Origin of the sequence: Nocardiopsis flavescens (assembly GCF_900141985.1) — a bacterium.
GTDB lineage: Bacteria > Actinomycetota > Actinomycetes > Streptosporangiales > Streptosporangiaceae > Nocardiopsis > Nocardiopsis flavescens.
In genome coordinates this window covers 63,920-79,999 of the sequence record NZ_FQZK01000009.1, presented here as the reverse complement: position 1 = coordinate 79,999, position 16,080 = coordinate 63,920, and the positions used below count along the sequence as shown (strand labels likewise).

General features: G+C 74.9%; 13 protein-coding genes. 9 read left to right on the top strand and 4 right to left on the bottom strand.

Translation table 11 applies throughout. The annotated features are described in order from the left end of the window. The first annotated feature begins 58 nt into the window (after positions 1-58). The 5 genes from BUE45_RS16030 (at position 59) to BUE45_RS16010 (ending at position 6,584) form a co-directional block, all read left to right on the top strand. Entirely contained in the window at positions 59-631 is a 573-nt protein-coding gene (locus BUE45_RS16030) for a TetR/AcrR family transcriptional regulator (RefSeq protein WP_245833269.1), read from the top strand. Positions 632-981: 350 nt separating this feature from the next. Beyond that, positions 982-1,602 carry a hypothetical protein gene (locus BUE45_RS16025; RefSeq protein WP_073380141.1) on the top strand — a complete coding sequence of 207 codons (621 nt, stop codon included), beginning with the start codon at positions 982-984 and terminating at the stop codon, positions 1,600-1,602. Then, entirely contained in the window at positions 1,599-2,258 is a 660-nt protein-coding gene (locus BUE45_RS16020) for a hypothetical protein (protein WP_073380140.1), read from the top strand. The genes BUE45_RS16025 and BUE45_RS16020 overlap by 4 nt, the downstream gene beginning before the upstream one ends. 397 nt (positions 2,259-2,655) lie before the next feature. Next, positions 2,656-4,833 (top strand): ABC transporter transmembrane domain-containing protein, encoded by a 2,178-nt coding sequence (locus tag BUE45_RS16015; protein WP_143173378.1) that lies wholly within the window; start codon positions 2,656-2,658, stop codon positions 4,831-4,833. Beyond that, positions 4,830-6,584: an ABC transporter ATP-binding protein gene (locus tag BUE45_RS16010; protein WP_342746026.1), complete on the top strand. Its 1,755-nt coding sequence runs from the start codon at positions 4,830-4,832 to the stop codon at positions 6,582-6,584. Before BUE45_RS16015 ends, BUE45_RS16010 begins: the two co-directional genes overlap by 4 nt. A 200-nt stretch (positions 6,585-6,784) precedes the next feature. Here the strand turns inward: BUE45_RS16010 and BUE45_RS16005 are convergent, their stop codons facing one another. Continuing rightward, a complete protein-coding gene (locus BUE45_RS16005; RefSeq protein ID WP_245833266.1) occupies positions 6,785-7,264 on the bottom strand; it encodes an HD domain-containing protein in 480 nt (159 codons plus the stop codon). A gap of 495 nt (positions 7,265-7,759) precedes the next feature. Between BUE45_RS16005 and BUE45_RS16000 the strand changes: the two genes are divergently transcribed. Together BUE45_RS16000 and BUE45_RS15995 are read left to right on the top strand one after the other, a co-directional pair. Further along, on the top strand, positions 7,760-8,356 hold the full coding sequence (locus BUE45_RS16000) for a DNA-3-methyladenine glycosylase I (RefSeq protein WP_073380137.1): 597 nt from the start codon (positions 7,760-7,762) through the stop codon (positions 8,354-8,356). Between the two features lie 173 nt (positions 8,357-8,529). Beyond that, on the top strand, positions 8,530-9,240 hold the full coding sequence (locus tag BUE45_RS15995; RefSeq protein WP_073380136.1) for a class I SAM-dependent methyltransferase: 711 nt from the start codon (positions 8,530-8,532) through the stop codon (positions 9,238-9,240). Between the two features lie 242 nt (positions 9,241-9,482). On the opposite strand, the gene eda is transcribed toward BUE45_RS15995, so the two are convergent. Genes eda through zwf form a run of 3 tightly spaced genes read right to left on the bottom strand, consistent with a single transcriptional unit; the run spans position 9,483 to position 13,449 of the window. Further along, a complete protein-coding gene (gene eda, locus BUE45_RS15990) occupies positions 9,483-10,115 on the bottom strand; it encodes a bifunctional 4-hydroxy-2-oxoglutarate aldolase/2-dehydro-3-deoxy-phosphogluconate aldolase (RefSeq protein WP_073380135.1) in 633 nt (210 codons plus the stop codon). Positions 10,116-10,141: 26 nt separating this feature from the next. Further along, positions 10,142-11,965, bottom strand: coding sequence for a phosphogluconate dehydratase (gene edd / locus BUE45_RS15985; protein WP_073380134.1), 1,824 nt, complete (start codon positions 11,963-11,965; stop codon positions 10,142-10,144). After that, complete coding sequence (zwf, locus tag BUE45_RS15980; RefSeq protein ID WP_073380133.1) at positions 11,962-13,449, bottom strand: glucose-6-phosphate dehydrogenase; 1,488 nt, start codon at positions 13,447-13,449, stop codon at positions 11,962-11,964. The genes edd and zwf overlap by 4 nt, the downstream gene beginning before the upstream one ends. A gap of 206 nt (positions 13,450-13,655) precedes the next feature. On the opposite strand from zwf, the gene BUE45_RS15975 reads away from it, so the two are divergent. Next, a complete protein-coding gene (locus tag BUE45_RS15975; RefSeq protein ID WP_073380132.1) occupies positions 13,656-14,846 on the top strand; it encodes an ROK family transcriptional regulator in 1,191 nt (396 codons plus the stop codon). 190 nt (positions 14,847-15,036) lie between these two features. Then, complete coding sequence (locus tag BUE45_RS15970) at positions 15,037-15,708, top strand: hypothetical protein (protein ID WP_073380131.1); 672 nt, start codon at positions 15,037-15,039, stop codon at positions 15,706-15,708. Positions 15,709-16,080: the final 372 nt, after the last annotated feature.

Sequence of the window (16,080 nt, the reverse complement as noted above, 5' to 3'; positions counted from 1 at the left end):
TTGAATCTTGTCAATGGAAAGATAAACTGGGGCCCCGAGCGGGACCCGGAACGGGGAGGTGGGAAGGATCGCCGGACAGCCCTACCATCACGGCGACCTGCGGCGCGCCGTCATCGACGCCGCACTGGAGGCGACCCGGGAGTCCGGGCCGACCGGGTGGAGCCTGCGGGAGCTGGCCCGCCGCGCGGGGGTCTCCCACGCGGCCCCCGCCCACCACTTCGGCGACAAGGCCGGGGTGCTCGCCGCCGTGGCCGCCGAGGGGTTCGGGCTGTTCGCCGACGCCCTGGAGGCCGCCGCGTCCGGGGGACCGCAGGAGACCGGCCTGGCCTACATCCGCTTCGCCCTCGCCCACAGGCCGCACTTCGAGGTGATGTTCCGCCCCGAGCTGTACCGGCTGGACGACCCCGGGCTGCTGGCCGCCCGCGCGCGCGCCGGAGCGGTCCTCGCCGACAGCGGCGGCGCGCTGGCCGCCGACCCCGCCCGGGCGCGCGCGACCGCCATCGGCGCCTGGTCGTTCGCGCACGGGTTCGCCGGACTGTGGCTCAGCGGCTCCCTGCCGGAGAGCGCCGCCGAAGACCCGGAGGAGGTCGCCCGGTCGGTCATCGGGGTGCTCTTCGGCCGGGAGGGGTGACGGCCGGGGGCGGGGCAGGGCCGGGCGGGGCCGGAAAGGACGCACCGGATCCGTTTACCGAGTCAACCTCACTCCGTTCCGCGATAATACGGCCGCCGAACAGGCGTTTTCCGGATATCCGCGGAACCGGTACGGAATTCCCACTCCGGATTCCGTAGAATGGCGACGGCCCGGCCGCCCCCACCCCGGGCCCGGAGGGACATCCCCATGGCACACCCCCTGCCGACCGCGCGCGCTTTCACGCCCGCCGCGACCCCCGAGTGGTTCTACGGGAAGCGGTGTGAGCGGTGGACCGCCGGCTTTTCGGGGCTGCGCCGGACCGTGTACGGCGACCCGTACGGGGCCGGCCGGTGAGCGGGGCTCCGCCCCGGCCGCTGCCCGGGCACCTGTTCCCGCTGCCGGTGCAGTGGTTCGCCCAGGACCACCCGCGCGTGTACGGCGCGATCACAGGCGCGTTCGCGGGGGCCGCGGTGCTGCCGGGATCGGTCGCGGTACTGCTCGACGACCCGTCGGGGCTCCTCTCCACGGTGTTGTGGGTGCTCATGCCCCTGACCGCCGTCGCCCTGTTCGCCCTCGGTGCGTGGAGTGTGCGGCGGGACCTGCGGGGAGCCGTCCCCGACGTGGACCGGGCAAGGTTCCGGGAAGCGCAGCGGCTGGTCCGGGAGGGGCGGCCCTGCGGGGAGGCGGCGACCGACCGGGCTGCGCTGCGGTACGCACGGCTGGTCGTGGAGGCGCCGCTGGGGCTGCACGCCCAGAGCCTGCTCATGGCGGCCCTGCTGGCGCTCTCCCTGCTCTCGGGCGGGCTCCAGATCACCGGTGGCCGACCCTCCTTCGCCGTTTTCCACGCGACCGTCGCCGCGGTGTCCCTGCTGTACCTGGCCGTGGCCCTGCCGGTGATCGAACACCGGAGGCGGCGGGCCCGCGCCCTGCTGTCCCTCCTCCCGGGACCGGACACCGAGGAGCACCCTTGACGCACGACGCACCGGCCGCCCCGGGACCGGAGCAGGACGCCCTGGAACGGAGGAGGGCCCTACGCCGCCTGTGGATCGGCGCGGCCGTGTTCGGGCTCGCCATGGGGCTCGTCCTTCCCCTGGCGCTGTACTCGGTGGAGACCGGGGTCCCCGCCGACCAGCGGACTCCGGTGGCGCGGCTGGCGGCGCTGGGAGCTTTCCTGGCGCCGGTGAGCGCCATCGGGTTCGGCCTGTTCCTGCGGCTCGCGACCGGGAGCCGTGTCCCGGCACCGCCGCCGGGGACGACCGCGGCGACCCGCCGACAGGCGTACCGGGCACTGCAGCACCGCCGCCCCACCGGGGATCCGCTGGTGGACGAGACGGCACGGCGCCTGGCGCTGCACCTCCTCCGGCAGCCGCCGTGGTTCACGCTGTACCTGCCGCTGGGCGTCTTCCTGCTCGGATTCGCCGCGAACGCCTGGGCGGTCCTGGAGCGGTTCCCGTGGCCGGACGGGCTCCTCGCCGTTCCCTGGCCCAACCTCGCGGGGCTCGTCCTCTTTCCGGTCCTGCTGACCGTGGTCCTGCCGAAGGGGGTGCGGGACCGCCGGAACGCCCACGCGTTCCTGCGGGCCCCGGAACGGGCCGCAGGGGTCCGCCCGCCCCGGGGCGGGCCGTGAACCGGGCGGACGCGGCGGCCCTGCGCCCGGCCGGGGCGGTGGCCTTCGGGGCCGCCCTCGGCCTGTGCGCGCTGTCGGCGCTGACGCCGGGCCCGGCGACCGGGGGGCGGGGCGGCGATACCGGGGCCGGCGCTCGCCCTCTCCGTGGTGAGCGGGCTGCTCGGCGGCATGGGGACGAGGCGTAGCACCGCTTTTCCGTAAAAGGCGTGACCTGTGGTGCGAAAGTGCATTCCGGGTATCACAGGAAAAAAGGGGGATTCTCCGCAGCCCGGACAGGGGTTTTCCACAGAAGAACGAAGTGCCTTCCCGCGGCACGGGGGCACTGCTTTGATGGTGGAAAGCCCCTGGAACGAGGTGCCCCATGGCGGAGACCGACGTCCCATCCTCCCGACCGCCCATGAGCGGAACACCCGGTCGGCCGCTCCCGGAGGCCGACCGCCCCTCTCCGGCGCACGTGGGGGTCCCCGACACCCGGGGGCCGGTGCGCTTCCTCTGGTGGCTGGTGCGGGCACAGCCGCGGCGGGTCGCACTCGGCTCCTTCTGGGGCATCGCGTGGATGACCGGCGTGCTGGTCCCGCCCTACCTCCTCTCCCGGGCCGTCGACGAGGGTCTGCGGGCGGGCGACCGGGACGCGCTGCTGGGGTGGACAGGGACGTTCGCCGGGGTGCTGGCGCTCACCGCACTCGCCTCGATCATGCGGCACCGCACCATGACGATGGTCCGGGCGCACGCCTCCCTGCACTGCACGCGGACGCTGGCCCGGCACGCCGTCCGGGCGGGGACTCCGCTGGCCCGGGGATCCTCCTCGGGCGACCTGTCGGTGGTGCAGTCCGCGGACGTGGGGCGCATCGGGCAGATCCTCACCCTGTTCGGCCCCGGGGTGGGCAGCGTGCTGGGATGCGTCGCCGTGGTCGTGGTTCTGTGGGGTTTCGCGCCGGTGCTGGCGCTGGTGGTGGTCCTCGGGCTGCCGGTGACCGCGCTGGTGCTGGCCCCGCTGCTGCGGCGGATGCACACCCGGCAGAACACCTACCGGGACCGGGAGGGGGAGGTCACCACCCTGGCCGCCGACATCGTGTCCGGGCTGCGGGTGCTGTGCGGGATCGGCGGCAAGGAGCGGTTCGCACGGCGGTACCGCGAGCGGTCCGGGGAGCTGGTGCGCGACGGGTACCGGCTGGGATCGGTGACCAGCTGGTTCGAGGAGGTCAGCCAGTGCGCGCCGCTGGTGTTCACGGCGGTGGTCACCTGGATCGCGGCCCGGCTGGCGGTGGCCGGCGAGCTCACAGCGGGCGAGACCGTGGCGGTGTACGGGTACGTGGCGGCGCTGATCGTGCCGGTGGCCTTCCTGGTGGAGGCGGCCACGGACTTCAGCCGGGGGCACGTGTCGCTGCTGCGCCTGCTGGCGCTGCTGCGGGTGGAGCCGGAGCGGCACGGGGGCGGGGAGGCGCCACCGCCGACGGGGCCGGGAGACCTGGCCGACCCGGAGTCGGGGGCGCGGGTGGCGACGGGGGCGCTGACGGTGCTGGTGGCCACCGACCCGGCCGCGGCGGCGCTGGTGGCGGACCGGCTCGGCGGCCGGGTCGGCTCGGCGGTGACCTGGGGCGGGACGGCACTGCGGGAGGTGGATCCGGCGGTGGTGCGCGCGCGGATCCTGGTGTCGGACAACGACGCGCACCTGTTCGCGGGGACGCTGCGCGAGGTCGTGGACGTGCGCGGAGAGCGGAGCGGGGTCGAGGTCGACCTGGCGCTGCGCACCGCCGCCGCTGCGGACGTGGCCGAGGCCCTGCCGGAAGGGCTCGACGCGCGGGTGGAGTCGCAGGGACGCGACCTGTCGGGCGGGCAGCGCCAACGGATCCGGTTGGCCCGCGCGGTGCTGGCCGATCCGGAGGTGCTGATCCTGGTGGAGCCGACCTCGGCGGTGGACGCGCACACCGAGGCCGCGATCGCGGAGCGGCTGCGCACCGAACGGCGCGGCGGGACCACGCTGGTCGTGACGGCCTCACCGCTGGTGGCGGACCGCGCGGACCGGGTGCTGTTCCTGGTCGGCGGCCGGGTGGCCGCGGAGGGCACGCACGCGGAGCTGGTGGCGGAGCGGGCCGACTACCGGGCACTGGTGCTGCGCGGCGCCGACGAGGGAGGGGAGCGCACACCGCAACGCCCCGGTACGGGTACCGGCGGGCCGGGCGGTGGGCACGCCGCGGGAGCCGTGGAGACGGCACCGCACCGGGAACGACCGGCAGAAACAGCGGGCAGGGACATCGGGCAGGACGAGCCGGGCGGTACGCCCACGGCGGGAAACGCGGAAACGGCACAAAGCGAATGGCGCACACCGCAACGTCCCGGTACAGGTACCGGCGGGCCGGGCGGTCGGGACGGTGCGGCGGCTGCCGCAGGGGCGGGCCGGGGCGGGCGGCCGCCCGCCGGGGAACACCGCCGGGGCGGCCCGGGGACGGTACCGGGAGGAGACCTCCCGCCCGGGGACCGCACCGCGGGCGGGGCGGGGACCGGCGGGCAGGACGGCCGGGGCGACGGGCGCCGTGGGGACGGAGCAGGGACCGAAGAGCGGGGTGGCCGGTGAGCGGGACGGGGACGCTGCCCGTGGCGGGGCGCCGCCGGGTGCGGTGGGAGCTGCGCAGGCTGATGGAGGCCGAACGCGGTCCGCTGCTGCGGATGGTGCTGCTCGGCGGCACCGCCGCCGCGGTCGGCCTGGTGTCCCCCTACCTGGTGGGACGGATCGTCGACCTGCTGGAGGAGGGCACCGCGACGGTCGCGGCGGTGGACGGGCTGGCGCTGGCCGCCGTGGGGAGCGCACTGGCCACACTGCTGCTCAACCGGTACGCCAGGCTGAGCGCCTTCCGGTTCGGGGAGCGTGCGCTGGCACGGCTGCGGGAGGAGTTCGTCGACCGGGTGCTGGCGCTGCCGACCCGGGTGGTGGAGCGGTCCGGGACCGGTGACCTCACCACCCGGGTGACGGCGGACGTCGCCACCGCCGGAGCGACGCTGCGGACGGCGGTGCCCGACATCGTGCCGTCCGCGCTGCGCATCCTCTTCCTGCTCGCCGCGGTGTTCTGGCTCAGCCCGCCGATGGGGGCGGCCGTGCTGCTGGGGGTGCCGCCGGCCTGGCTGGCGGTGCGCTGGTACCTGCGCCGGTCGCGGAACGCCTACCTCGCGGAGGGCACGGCCACCTCCGCGTCGGTGGAAGGAGTGACGGAGACCGTGCGGGGCGGACGCACCGTGGAGGCGTTCGCGCTGGGCGCGCGGCGGGTGGAGCGGGCGGACCTCGACGCGGTGGAGGTGTACCGGGCGCGGCGGCGCACCCTGTACCTGCGGTCGGTGCTGTACCCGGTCACGGACCTCGCGTTCGCGCTGCCTGCGGTGGTGGTGCTGCTGGTCGGCGGGCTGCTGTACCTGGACGGCCGGGCGGACCTGGGCGTGGTGGTGACCTGCTGCCTGTACATGCTGCGGGTGCAGGACGGCGCCGGGTGGATCATGGTCTGGATCGAACTGCTCCAGCGCAGTGGGGCCTCGTTCGCCCGAGTGTTCGGGGTGGGGTCGGCCGCCGCGGCACCGCCTCCGCCGGGCCCGGTGCCGGTGGACGACCGGATCGAGGTGCGCGACGTCCACTACGCCTACGTGGACGGGCGGGACGTGCTGCGCGGGATCACGCTGACGGTGCGGCCGGGCGAGCGGTGGGCGGTCGTGGGGCCTTCGGGGGCGGGCAAGACCACGCTGGGCCGGCTGCTGGCGGGGGTGGACACACCGCGTTCGGGACGGGTGCTGGTGGGCGGTGTGCCGGTCGCGGACCTGGGACCGCGGGAGCTGCGCGAGCGGATCGTGCTGGTGAGCCAGGAGCACCACGTGTTCGCGGGGACGCTGCGCGAGAACCTGGCGATCGCGGCGGAGGAGGCCGGGGACGACGTCCTGGCGGCGGCACTGGAGGCGGTGGACGCCGGCTGGGCGGCCGGGCTGCCGCTCGGTCTGGACACACCACTGGGCCCGGGCGGGGTCGCACTGGACCCCGCCCGGGCCCAGCAGGTGGCGTTGGCCCGGGTGGTGCTGGCCGACCCGCGCACGGTGGTGCTGGACGAGGCGACCTCGCTGCTGGACCCGACCACGGCCCGGCAGGCGGAGCGCTCGCTGGCGGCGGTGCTGGCCGGGCGAACGGTGATCGCGATCGCGCACCGGCTGCACACCGCCCACGACGCCGACCGGATCGCGGTGGTGGAGGACGGCGGCATCACCGAGTCGGGTTCGCACGACGACCTGGTCGACGCGGGCGGGCCGTACTCGGCGCTGTGGCGGTCCTGGCACGGGGACCGGGCGGGATGAGAGCGGTGACCGTGTGAGAAGGCTCGGGCCGTCCACGGCCCCGCGGGCCCATCCTGTGCGGTGGAGGCCGGGGGCCGACCCGGGAGTGAGGGCGGGGCGGGGGCCGTCACGACGGCTCCCCGCGCAGGAGGCGTGCAGGGCCGGGTGGGAAGCCCCTCCGGAGCGGTGAAGGCCTGCGCCCACAGCGCGAACCGGCGCGGTCAGGACGGCTCCCCCGCGCGGGGGGTGAGGGGGTGGGAGTTCTGGTGGGCGAGGCGCGGGTCGGCGGCCTCGGCCAGTGCGGTGAGGTGGTCGTCCAGGGAGGCGTACGCCTCCCACGCGGCGAGGTCCGCGGCGGCGGCGATCCGGCGCGCCACCAGGGTTTCGAGGTCGCCGACGCGGGCGCCCTTCCACACCTTGTCGGCGAGCGTGACCGCGAGGTCCTCCAGGGTGCGGTCCGGGGCCGCCCAGTCGCCGTGGGTGGCGCAGAAGCGGGCGAGGTGCTCGGGGACGCCGTGGTCGAGGAGGAGGCGCCGTCCGGCCTCCTCGTGCCGGTTCCCCGGACCGGTGAGCTCCTCGGGGTGGACGGTCTTGCCGATGTCGTGCACGGCCGCCCCGAAGAGCACCGCCGGTGCGTCCAGCGGCAGGCCGGGGTGGTCGGAGAGGAGGCGGTCGAGGAGGTCGGCGGCGGTGTCGTGCACCAGGGCGCAGTGGGCGACCAGCCGTGCCGGGGCACGGAACGCGTCGAACAGCTCCTCCGCACGGGCGGGCAGGGGACGTGGAATGATGGCGCACCTCTTTCCGGGCGGGGGCGGCGGCCGGGCCGCCGCGGCACCGCCGCGGTCCGGTCCCGTTCACGGGACGCGCCGCGGCCGGGGGCCCGCGTGCGGCCGGACCGCCGTGGGGCGAAGGCTGCCACCGTATCCCCGGGCACGCGGGTCGGAAACCCGGCCGGACGCCGGGCGGGAGGGGCTGCCGAGACCGGCGCCGCGCGCTACCGGGCCGCGGGCGAGGGCACCGGTGGTGCGGGGGCGGGCACGCGGGCCGGGAACCCGGCCGAACGTCCGTGCGGGAGGGGACGATGGCCCGCGGCGGGCGGCGTCGCGCCCGAGCCGGGGCGCCGCGGGGCCGGGCGTCCCGGGAGCCCCCGGGCGGCCCCAGGACCGGAACAGACCCACGAGAAGGGCAGGGCACCCATGACCGACCGGCGCTGCGCCTGGGCGCGGAACGCGTCCGAGGCGATGACCGCCTACCACGACACCGAGTGGGGACGCCCCTCGCGCGACGACTCCCACCTGTTCGAGATGCTCGTGCTGGAGGGCGCGCAGGCGGGGCTCTCCTGGGCCACGGTGCTCAACAAGCGCGAGAACTACCGCGCCCTGCTGGACGGGTTCGACTACACCAGGATCGCCGCCTACGGCGCGGAGCGGGAGAAGGAGCTGCTGGCCGAGCCCGGGATCATCCGCAACCGGCTCAAGGTCGCCTCGCTGGCCCGCAACGCCCGGGCGTTCCTGGAGGTCCGCGAAGAGTACGGCACGTTCGCCACCTACCTGTGGTCCTGGACCGAGGACACGCCCCTGGTCAACCACTTCACCGAACCGGCGCAGGTCCCGGCGAGCACGCCGCTGTCGGACCGGGTGAGCAGGGACCTGAAGAAGCGCGGCTTCTCCTTCGTCGGCACCACCATCGTCTACTCCTACCTCCAGTCCGCAGGGGTGGTGGACGACCACCTGGTGGGCTGCCCGGCCAAACCCGTCGGGCACGCCGGGTCCCCCGCGGCCCCGCCCGCCTGACGGTCCGCCCGTCGGCCCCGCCCGCCTGACCGGCCCGCCGGGAGGGACGGGCGGTGAATACGTACGGAATCGCCGGGAGGACGGGACGCGGCGGCGCGCGCCGCTCCGTTGGATACTGGGGGCGCGCCCTCACACGCGGTGACCGGGCGCCGGTGAACGACAAGGGGACGGCCATGGGGGAAGCCAGCATCGACCTGTCACTGGTCGGCGACCTGTACCGGAAGTACCGCGAGCCGCTGGCACAGGTGCGCAAGGCGCAGCGCGAGTTCCTGCGGGAGACCCGGGGGAGGCTCACGCCCCAGCTGGACGACCTGGAGGCCGAGATCACCTACCTGCTGCTGCGGGAGACCCGGCCCGGGACCGTCATGGAGCTGGGCACCTTCCACGGCTGGTCCACCACCTGGATCCTGTCGGCGCTGCGCGACAACGGGACGGGCACCCTGCACTCCTTCGACATCGTCGACAACGTGGTGTCCAACGTCCCCGCGTCCCTGTCCGAGGGGCGCTGGCGGTTCCACCGGGGCGACGTGCGGGAGAACCTCGGCGAGGTCCCCGGCGACATCGGCTACCTGTTCGTGGACGCCGCCCACAACGCCCGGTTCGCGCGCTGGTACCTGGCCGAGCTCTTCCCCCGGGTCGCGGCGGGCACCCCCGTGAGCGTCCACGACGTGTTCCACGGCAGGCGGGCGCTGCCCCTGACCGAGGGCGCCGTCGTGCTGTCGTGGCTGCGCCGGACGGGCACGGAGTACCTCACCGTCTCCCGCAGGCGCGCCCCCGCCCCCTACACCGCGCTGCTGGAGCTGCGCGAGGAACTGGGGCTGGACGAGCCCGTGCGCGACAGCACCCGCAACCCGATGATCTACTTCCGGATGCCCGCCGCCTGAACCCGGAACACCCGGCCGCGCGGCCTGAGCCCGAAGCGCGCGGCACCCGCCCCCGCGGCCCCGGTCCGGAACACAGGACGCCCGGCCCCGCGGCGGCGGGGACGCGCGACACCCGGCCGCGCGTCCTCACCGCGGAACGCACGGTCTCACCGCGGAACGCGCGACGCCCGGACCCGCGGCCCGGACCCGGAAAGCAGGACGCCCGCCCCCGCGCGGCGGGGGCGGGCGTCGCACGCGGGCCGTCAGAGCGCGGCGGCCTCCCGCGCCAGCCCGGTGATCCGGTCCCAGTCCCCGGCGGCGACCGCGTCGGCCGGGGTCAGCCAGCTGCCGCCCACGCAGCCCACGTTGGGCAGCGCCAGGTAGGACGGCGCCGAGGCGGGCGTGATGCCGCCGGTCGGGCAGAACCGCACCTGCGGCAGCGGCCCCGTGAGGGACTTCAGGAACCCGGCGCCGCCCGCGGCCTCGGCCGGGAAGAACTTCAGCTCGGTGACACCGCGCTCCAGCAGCGCCAGCGCCTCCGACACCGTGGACACCCCGGGCAGGAACGGCAGTCCGGTGCCGGCCATGGCGTCGGCCAGGGTGGCGGTGCAGCCGGGGCTGACCAGGAACCGGGCGCCCGCCTCTGCGGCGGCCTCGGCCTGGTCGGGCGTGACCACGGTGCCCGCGCCGACCGCGGCCTCGGGGACCTCGGCGGCGATCCGCTCGATGGCGTCGAGCGCGGCGGGCGTGCGCAGCGTCACCTCGATGCCGGGCAGGCCGCCCGCCACCAGGGCGCGGGCCAGCGGCACGGCCGCCTCCGCGTCGTGCAGGACGACCACCGGCATCACCGGGGCCAGGGCGAGGACGTCGCCGCCCGTACGGGGTGTCGTCGTCATGGGGAGGTTCTCCTGTTCGATCGCGGTCAGTGGCCGAAGACCCCGGCGCCGGCCTCGGCGGGGCCGACGGCTCCGCGCAGGGCGGCGAACAGCTCCCGTCCGGTCCCCGCGGAGGAGTCGACGCTCGGCCGGGCGGGCTCGCGCCCGGACAGGTCGGCGAGCACCTCCAGTGTGCCCGCACGGGCGTCGAGGCGGACGGTGTCGCCGTCGCGGACGTAGGCCAGCGGCCCCCCGGCCTCGGCCTCGGGGGACACGTGGATGGCGGCGGGCACCTTGCCCGAGGCACCCGACATGCGGCCGTCGGTCACCAGGGCGACCTGCTGACCGCGGTCCTGGAGGACGGCCAGCGGCGGGGTGAGCTTGTGGAGTTCGGGCATGCCGTTGGCGCGCGGGCCCTGGAAGCGGACCACGGCGACGAAGTCGCCGGTCAGCTCCCCCGCGGTGAAGGCGGCCTGGAGTTCGGCCTGGTCGGCGAAGACCCGCGCGGGGGCCTCCACCACGTGCCGGGAGGCGTCCACCGCCGACACCTTGATGACGGCCCGGCCCAGGTTGCCGTGGAGCATCCGCAGGCCGCCGTCGGGGGCGAACGGGTCGCCGGCGCCGCGCAGCACGGAGGTGTCCCCGCTCTCCTTGGGGCCGTCCACCCAGGTCAGGACGCCGTCGTTCAGCTGCGGGACCTGGCGGTAGGCGCTCAGTCCGCGCCCCATGACGGTGTGCACGTCCTCGTGCAGCAGCCCGGCGTCCAGCAGGGAGCCGATGAGGAAGGCCATGCCGCCCGCCTCGTGGAAGGCGTTCACGTCGGCGGCGCCGTTGGGGTACATGCGGGTGAGCAGCGGCACGACCTCCGACAGGGCGGCGAAGTCGTCCCAGGTCAGATCGATCCCGGCGGCACGGGCGATCGCCACCAGGTGCAGGGTGTGGTTGGTGGAGCCGCCGGTGGCGAGCAGGGAAACCACGGCGTTGACGACCGCGCGCTCGTCGACCTGCTCGCCCAGGGGGACGGGGGAGTCGCCCAGGCCGGTGTTGGCCAGGACGCGGCGGCCGACCTCCGCGGTGAGCGCCTCGCGCATCGGCGTCCCCGGCTGCTCGAAGCTGGCCCCGGGCAGGTGCAGGCCCATGACCTCCATGAGCATCTGGTTGGAGTTGGCGGTGCCGTAGAACGTGCAGGTGCCCGGCGAGTGGTAGGCGGACGACTCGGCCTGGAGGAGTTCGCGCCGGTCGGCCCTGCCCTCGGCGAAGCGCTGGCGCACCCGTGCCTTGTCCTTGTTGGGCAGGCCCGAGGGCATCGGGCCGGCCGGGACGAAGGCCACCGGCAGGTGGCCGAACGACAGGGAGCCGATGAGCAGGCCGGGCACGATCTTGTCGCAGACGCCGAGCATGAGCGCGCCGTCGAACATGTCGTGGGAGAGCGCGACCGCGGTGGCCATCGCGATGACGTCCCGGCTGAACAGGGACAGCTCCATCCCCGCCCGGCCCTGCGTGACGCCGTCGCACATGGCGGGCACCCCGCCCGCGAACTGGGCGGTGCCGCCCGCTTCGGCGACGGCGGCCTTGATGATCGCGGGGTAGGCCTCCAGCGGCTGGTGCGCGGAGAGCATGTCGTTGTAGGACGAGACGATCGCCAGGTTGGGGGTGACGTCCCCGGCCAGGGCGAGCTTGTCGGAGACGCCGCAGGCCGCGAACCCGTGGGCGAGGTTGGCACAGCCCAGGGCCGTGCGGGCGGGCCGGGCCGGGTCGACGGCGGAGCGGACCCGTTCCAGGTAGGCGGCGCGGGAGGCCGCGCTGCGCTCGGCAAGGCCGCGGGTGACCTCGGCGACGACGGGGTGGACGGCGGGGGCGTGCGCGGTCATCGGGGTTGCTCCTCTTCGTACCACGTGCGGCCGGTGCGGCCGATGAGCCGGTCGGCGCCCGCGGGGCCGGCGCTTCCGGCCGGATAGGTCTCGGGGACGAGGTCCGGGTCGGCCCAGGCGGCGATGACGGGGTCCGTCCAGCGCCAGGCCGCCTCGACCTCGTCGCGGCGCATGAACAGGGTGGAGTCCGCGGCCAGCACGTCCATGAGCAGCCGCTCGTAGGCCTCGGGCGAGCGGGTGGCGAACGTGTCGGCGAAGCTCAGCTCCAGCGGGACCGGCCGCAGCCGCAGCGCGCCCGCGCCGGGGACCTTGGCCAGCATGGTGAGGTGGATGCCCTCGTCCGGCTGGAGGCGGATGACGAGGCTGCCGCCGCCGGTGGCGGCCCCCGGGAAGATGGTGTGCGGGACGTCGCGGAAGCGCACCACGATCTCGGAGCGGGCGCGGTCCATGCGCTTGCCGGTGCGCAGGTAGAAGGGCACGCCCGCCCAGCGCCAGTTGGCGATCTCGGCCCGCAGGGCGACGTAGGTCTCGGTGGTGCCGTCGGCGGGTCCGCCCGGCTCCTCCAGGTACCCGAGCACCTCCGAGCCCTGGACGGTGCCGCGCCCGTAGCGTCCGCGCGCGGTGTCCTGGCGCACGCGGTCCCCGGTGAGCGGTTCAAGGGCCTGGAGGACCTTGAGCTTCTCGTCGCGCACGGCCTCGCGGCCGTAGCTGGCGGGGGGCTCCATGGCGGTCAGGCACAGCAGCTGGAGCAGGTGGTTCTGGACCATGTCGCGCATGGCCCCGGCGGTGTCGTAGTAGCCCCTGCGGCCGCCGACGCCGACGGTCTCGGCGGCGGTGATCTGGACGTGGTCGATCCACCGGGAGTTCCACAGGGGTTCGAGGAAGACGTTGGCGAAGCGCAGCACCAGGAGGTTCTGCACCGTCTCCTTCCCCAGGTAGTGGTCGATCCGGTAGGTCTGCTCCTCGGAGAAGATCTCGCCGACCTCGGCGTTGACGGCCCGCGCGGAGGCGAGGTCGCGGCCCAGGGGCTTCTCCATGACGACCCGGGAGTCCGGGGTGACCAGCCCGGCGTCGGCCAGGCCGCGGCAGATGGCGCCGGAGATCATCGGCGGAACGGCCAGGTAGAAGACGCGGTCGCGGCCGGGCTCCGGGGGGCCGGCCAGGGAGGCGGCCAGGTCGGCCCAGCCGGAGGCGTCGCCGCCGACGTCCACGGTGATGTGGGAGAGGCGGCCCAGGAAGCGGCGCAGCACGGCGGGCTCGGCGACGCGGACGGCCCGGTGGCCCTGGACCGCGGCCTCGGCCTTGCCGCGCAGGTCGGCGTCGGTGAGGCCGTCGCGGGAGACGGCGATGACACGGGTCCCCGGGTCGAGGTGGCCGTCGCGGTCCAGGAGGTAGAGGGAGGGCAGGAGTTTGCGCATGGACAGGTCGCCGGTGCCGCCGAAGACCACCAGGTCGGTGGGGCGGGGCGCGGACTGCTGCGGCATGTCGGAGTGCTCCAGCGTGGCGGGGAATGACGGAAGGGACTGCGGAGGGTGCGGGGTACGCCGGGTGCGGGGGTTTCCCCTGAAGCGTGGTCCGTTCGTCCCTTTCGACCTTAAGGCCGGATATGGTAAAAAACCAAGCACACTTCCGAACACTTCTTTACATAAGATCCCATGTTCGGAAACCTGACTGAGTGGTTGAATGAGCTATGGCCAGAACCCCGGGACGCCTGTCCTCCGCTGCCACCACGAGCGGCCACATCCTGGAGCTCATCCGCACCGGGACGGCGACCAACCGGTCCGAGCTCTCCCGCGCCACCGGCCTGTCCCGCCCCTCCGTCGCCCTGCGCCTGGCCGAACTCGTCGACAGCGGCCTGGTGGTCGAGGGCACCGGCAGCACCTCCACCGGCGGGCGCCCCCCGTCGCTGCTGGAGTTCAACGCCGACAACGGGCTGCTGCTCACCGCCGCCCTGGGCATGGCGCGCAGCCAGGCCGCCGTCTGCGACCTGGCCGGTGAGATCCTCGTCCGCACCCCCGGCTCCCCCGACATCGCCTCCGGCCCCGACGCCACCGTCCCCTGGCTGCTGGAGACCTGGTCCGAGCAGCTCGCCTCCCTGGACCGCGCCCCCTCCGAGGTGCGCGGCGCGGGCATCGGGCTCCCCGGCACCGTGGAGTTCCACGCCGGGCGCGCCGACGACCGCCCCCTGCTCGGCAAGTGGGCGGGCGTGCCGCTGGCGCCGCTGGTCGCCGAGCGCTTCCCCGTCCCCGTCATGGTCGACAACGACGTGAACGTGATGGCCCTGGGCGAGCACCTGGCGGGCGGGCACGGGCACCCCTCCGACATGGTCTTCGTCAAGGTGTCCACCGGGATCGGCGCCGGGCTGATCTCCGGCGGACGCCTGCTGCGCGGGTCCCTGGGCGCCGCCGGGGAGATCGGCCACATCCCCGTCCGCGACGGCCAGGGCCTGCCCTGCCGCTGCGGCAACACCGACTGCCTGGAGGCCGTGGCGGGCGGGCCGCGGCTGCTCGAACTCGCCGCGGAGGAGGGGCGCGAGGTCTCCGGGGTCAAGGAGCTGGTGGCCCTGGCCGCCGCGGGGGACCCCGTCGCCGTCACCCTCGTCCGCGGGGCCGGGCGGCGCCTGGGCGAGGCGCTCGCCGGGGCGGTGAACCTGCTCAACCCCGAGGTCGTCGTGCTCGGCGGCGACCTGTCCGAGGCCTACGACCACCTCGTGGCGGGCGTGCGCGAGATGGTGTTCCAGCGGTGCACCGCGCTGGCCACCCGGCAGCTGCGGGTGGTGGCCAGCAGCCTCTGGGACGACGCCGGCGTGCGCGGCTGCGCCGCCATGGTCGCCGAGGAGATCCTCTCCCCCGAGGCCGTGAACAAATACCTGGCGGGATAGATCCCACACAGGGGGGAACAACCCTCACGGCCCACCTGCGACGACGCCGTCGCGGTCGCGCCGCGTGCCCGCGGCGCCACTTGACAAGCACCCCTCCCGTACCGAATAGTCACCCACCACCCGGCCCCCGCCCCGCACACTCCCTGACTCCCCACCGTGCGGACCCCCGCCCGGAAAGGTCATTCGAACCGTGCCAGCCCTCCTAGAGAACCCGATCCTCCTCATCCTGATCGGCGCCGTGATCAGCCTGGCCACCAGCGTCGTCGTGACCGGCGTCCAGGCCCGCCTGCTGCGCAGGAACGACGTCCGCGAGGCGTCCCGGGCATCGGCCCGCAGGCTCACCAGCGCGTTCATCTCCGAGCGCGACTCCGACGACTCCGCCGACGGGTTCCTGGCCGAGGCCGAGATCACCGTCATGTCGATGACCGACCGCAAGACCCGCGAGCGGCTGGCCTCCGTGCTGCGCCTGCTGCGCGAGCGGGCACTGCCCGAACTGGAGGAGCTGAGCGGGGTCAAGGCCGAGCGGGCCCGCCGCCTGCTGAGCGAGCACGCCCTGGAGGTCCTGGGCGCCCACCTGCGCTCGGAGCGGCTGCCGGAGGTGCCCGGCGATGTCAAGCAGATGCTCCGGGTGGAGGAGGAGGCGCTGAGCATCCGCTCCGGCGACAAGCCGCGTCCCGCCGTCCCGTCCGAGCCCATCACCAAGAGCCAGGTCACGGCGCGTCCCCGGCATACCGGGACCAAGGCCTCCGGCGGGACCACCGCGCGCAAGACCACCAAGGCGACCGGGCGCGGCACCGCCAAGTCCGGGGCCAAGGCGGAGGAGCAGCCCGCCAAGGAGGGCAGCGCGTTCTGGGACGACTGAGTCCCTGAGGGCCGCCGCGGCCCGCCGCCCCGCGCCGAGTCCCGGCCAGGACGGCGGGTCATAAGTGCTTTTTACGGACAAAAATGAGAAAGTCGGGCATGCGAACGTCGACCGACGTCGTGCTCCGGCGAAGGAATTGTGCGGCGCAATTGTGGTCACCAGCCCCGCGCTCGGACATCTCGAGCGCGCACTCCGCGAGAACTTCACCTAGGATCTCCAGCACGCGCGGGTTTCCCCGTCGTTCGTGCCCTCCGTGCCGCAGATCCCCGTCCCCCGAGGGCGCCGCACGTCACGATGCCGTACCCCATGGCACCCCGCGTCCCCAGCGTGCGCGACCGCCACCCTCCCCCGAGCACGGACCCATGGCCCCTT

Bases quoted from the DNA above. Each gene is read 5' to 3' on its own strand.
- BUE45_RS16015 (WP_143173378.1), top strand. From the start codon at position 2,656: ATGAGCGGAACACCCGGTCGGCCGCTCCCGGAGGCCGACCGCCCCTCT.
- BUE45_RS16000 (WP_073380137.1), top strand. From the start codon at position 7,760: ATGACCGACCGGCGCTGCGCCTGGGCGCGGAACGCGTCCGAGGCGATG.
- BUE45_RS15995 (WP_073380136.1), top strand. From the start codon at position 8,530: ATGGGGGAAGCCAGCATCGACCTGTCACTGGTCGGCGACCTGTACCGG.
- eda (WP_073380135.1), bottom strand. From the start codon at position 10,115: ATGACGACGACACCCCGTACGGGCGGCGACGTCCTCGCCCTGGCCCCG.
- edd (WP_073380134.1), bottom strand. From the start codon at position 11,965: ATGACCGCGCACGCCCCCGCCGTCCACCCCGTCGTCGCCGAGGTCACC.
- zwf (WP_073380133.1), bottom strand. From the start codon at position 13,449: ATGCCGCAGCAGTCCGCGCCCCGCCCCACCGACCTGGTGGTCTTCGGC.
- BUE45_RS15975 (WP_073380132.1), top strand. From the start codon at position 13,656: ATGGCCAGAACCCCGGGACGCCTGTCCTCCGCTGCCACCACGAGCGGC.